This window comes from Henriciella sp., from assembly GCF_049649345.1.
In the GTDB taxonomy this organism is placed as follows: domain Bacteria; phylum Pseudomonadota; class Alphaproteobacteria; order Caulobacterales; family Hyphomonadaceae; genus Henriciella.
Window position 1 is genome coordinate 1 of the sequence record NZ_JBARZC010000190.1, and the last position, 2,683, is coordinate 2,683.

The following is a 2,683-nucleotide window of genomic DNA, read 5'->3' on the forward strand; positions in this document are numbered from 1 at the left end:
GAGCTTCAGACCCTCATCGACGAAACCCGCAACGCCTTCGGCAAGATCGACATTCTTGTCTGCAATGCGGCCTCCAATCCTTATTACGGCCCGCTCGAAGAGATCGATGATGAGCGTTTCGAGAAGATCCTCTCGAACAATATCATCTCCAATCACTGGCTGATCCAGATGGTTGCGCCGGAGATGAAGGAGCGCAAGGACGGCGCCATCGTCATCATCTCTTCGATTGGCGGCCTGAAAGGCTCGCCGGTCATTGGCGCCTACAATATTTCCAAGGCCGCCGACTTCCAGCTCGCCCGCAATTACGCGCTCGAGCTTGGCCCGTACAATATTCGCGTCAACTGCGTCGCGCCGGGCCTCATCAAGACCGATTTTGCCCGCGCGCTCTGGGAAAACCCGGACAATGCCGAGCGCATCGAGAAAGGCACGCCCATGCGCCGCATTGGGGACCCGGTGGATATTGCAGGGGCGGCGATCTTCCTCGCCTCTGATGCCGGCAAGTATATGGCTGGCCAGATGATCGTCGTCGATGGCGGCTCGGTCATCGTCTGAGCCATGCACAAGACTGACCTGCCCGGTCAACAGCCCGAAGCGGAGACCGAGGTCGCCACGTTTCGCCAAGTCGACATTCGCGTCGGCACTGTCCTGGAAGCGGCCCCGCTTGAAGGCGCGCGCAAGCCTGCGATTCGCCTGGTCATCGATTTCGGACCGGGAGTCGGCCGCAAGAAATCCTCGGCCCAGATTACCGATCACTATGAGCCGGACCAGCTTGTCGGGCGTCAGGTCGCTGCCGTGGTGAATTTCCCGCCGCGCCAGATTGGCAAGTTCATGTCGGAATGCCTGACACTGGGCTTTCCAGACACCGATGGCGCCATCGTCCTGTTTTCACCAGACAGCCCCGTCCCCAATGGAGCGCGCCTCGCATGAGCATCAAAGTAGATCCAGACCAGTTCGCTCCGCTCTTCCGTCCTTTCCTGGAAGGCATCATGAGCGGCGACTTTCCGAACAAGGCGCCGGGTCTCGCCAAGCTCGGCATCAAGCCGGAGCGCTGGCTGAAACATGTTGAACCAGGTCATGTCCGCTTTGTCTGGCCGAATGAGGGTGGCCATGACATCCAGCCGGGCCGCGCTTTTGGCGGCTGGGTCGGCGCGCTATCGGACCATGTGGTCTCGATCTGCATGTTCTCTGCCCTGAAAGAGGGCGAGGCTTTCACCACGCAGGATCTTCAGATCAAATTCTTCCGACCAGTTGCGCCGGGCGATATCACGATTGAGGCGCGGGTCATCAATCGCTCGCGCTCGACCGGCTATGTCGAAGCCGAATGGAAGGATGCTGACGGCAAGCTTCTAGTCAAAGTCCTCGCCTGGAAAGCCATCCGCACAATCGAAGCGATTCACGGCCAGCGCTAGGCGGTCGCCAGGCGCGCGGCTCTCAGATCCTTGCGGCGCGACTTGCCGGCATCATCCCTCAGCGGCTCAGTCACGATCTCGATCGATTTGGGGGTCTTGTAGCGCACGAGTCGCTCGCCGAGATGGGCCCGCAATGCGTCTTCATCGAGCGCGCCTGATGGGACATCAACGATCGCATGCAGCGTCGCGCCCATATCCTCGTCGGGCAGGCCGATGACGGCAGAGCTGCGCACACCGGGAAACGAATCAAGCGCTGCCTCGACTTCGGCCGGATAGATATTGGCTCCGCCAACGACAATCATGTCGGACAATCTGTCGGTGAGATAGAGAAACCCATCCTCGTCCATCCAGCCCATATCGCCGAGGCTTTCCCAGCCGCCTTCGATCGCCTTGGCTTCGGCGCCGAGATAGTAATAGGTCGTGCCCTGCCCTGTTAGCGGGCGCAGGAAAACCTCGCCGACCTGGCCGGGCGGCAGGGTTTCACCAGCCTCACCGACAATCTTCATCTCGCACGTCTCGACCGGTTTGCCGACTGACCCTTTATGGGTGAGCCAGTCCGTGCCCTGGATCGTTGTCGAGCCCTGGCCTTCCGTGCCGCCATAGAGTTCCCAGATCACCTCAGGGCCAAGCCAGTCGATAAAAGCCTGTTTGAGCCAGGCCGGACACGGCGCAGCGAGATGCCAGAGCGTGCGAAGACTGGATACGTCGTAGCCGGCACGCACCTCCTCCGGCAGCGCCCAGATACGGCGCATCATGGTCGGGACCATATAGGCCGTATCGATGTTGAGAGAGGCGATCCGCTCCAGAGTCTGCTCGGCGTCGAATCGCGTAGTAATCGCCACGGTGCAGCCTTTGAACAGGGCGATCATTGCCCACAGGAACGGCCCGTTGTGATAAAGCGGCCCCGGAACCAGCATCGCGCCTTGGGTCTGGATTTCGAGGAAAGGCGCTTCGGTATCCCACTCGGCGGGTGATTTCGACACGATCAGCTTTGGCCGGCCCGTCGATCCGCCAGACGTCATCGCCTTGAACGAAGGCGCCGTGGTTTCAGGCAGAGGTTCGTCTGCCAGGTCCGAAGACGGGTGAAATCCGGCTCGCAAGGAAGGCGCGGGCGCGTACTCGTCCGGTTCGGCGCCGACGATGAGCGACGGCTTGCCAAGTTCGATGATCTGGTCGCGCTCAAACTTCGGCAGCCGGGACGAGACCGGCTGCGGCGTTGCCCCGAGTTTCCAGGCTGCAAAGCAGGCCTCGAAGAATTCGAGACTGTTGGGCAA

The 2,683-nt window shown here is 60.9% G+C and carries 4 protein-coding genes; 3 read left to right on the forward strand and 1 reads right to left on the reverse strand.

Translation table 11 applies throughout. From position 1 onward, the window contains the following. The 3 genes from WA989_RS04715 to WA989_RS04725 all read left to right on the forward strand — a co-directional run. On the forward strand, nucleotides 1-552 hold a 552-nt coding region (locus WA989_RS04715; protein ID WP_424339354.1), incomplete at its 5' end, for an SDR family NAD(P)-dependent oxidoreductase. Nucleotides 553-555: 3 nt separating this feature from the next. Further along, a complete protein-coding gene (locus tag WA989_RS04720) occupies nucleotides 556-927 on the forward strand; it encodes a tRNA-binding protein (RefSeq protein WP_424339355.1) in 372 nt (123 codons plus the stop codon). Further along, on the forward strand, nucleotides 924-1,409 hold the full coding sequence (locus WA989_RS04725; RefSeq protein ID WP_424339356.1) for a PaaI family thioesterase: 486 nt from the start codon (nucleotides 924-926) through the stop codon (nucleotides 1,407-1,409). The genes WA989_RS04720 and WA989_RS04725 overlap by 4 nt, the downstream gene beginning before the upstream one ends. Here WA989_RS04725 and WA989_RS04730 read toward each other — a convergent pair. After that, nucleotides 1,406-2,683, reverse strand: a 1,278-nt coding sequence (locus tag WA989_RS04730) for an AMP-binding protein (RefSeq protein ID WP_424339357.1), incomplete at its 5' end; no start/stop codon positions are given. The genes WA989_RS04725 and WA989_RS04730 overlap by 4 nt on opposite strands.

Excerpts from the sequence above, each read along its gene's own strand:
- WA989_RS04720 (WP_424339355.1), top strand. The coding sequence starts at position 556 with ATGCACAAGACTGACCTGCCCGGTCAACAGCCCGAAGCGGAGACCGAG.
- WA989_RS04725 (WP_424339356.1), top strand. The coding sequence starts at position 924 with ATGAGCATCAAAGTAGATCCAGACCAGTTCGCTCCGCTCTTCCGTCCT.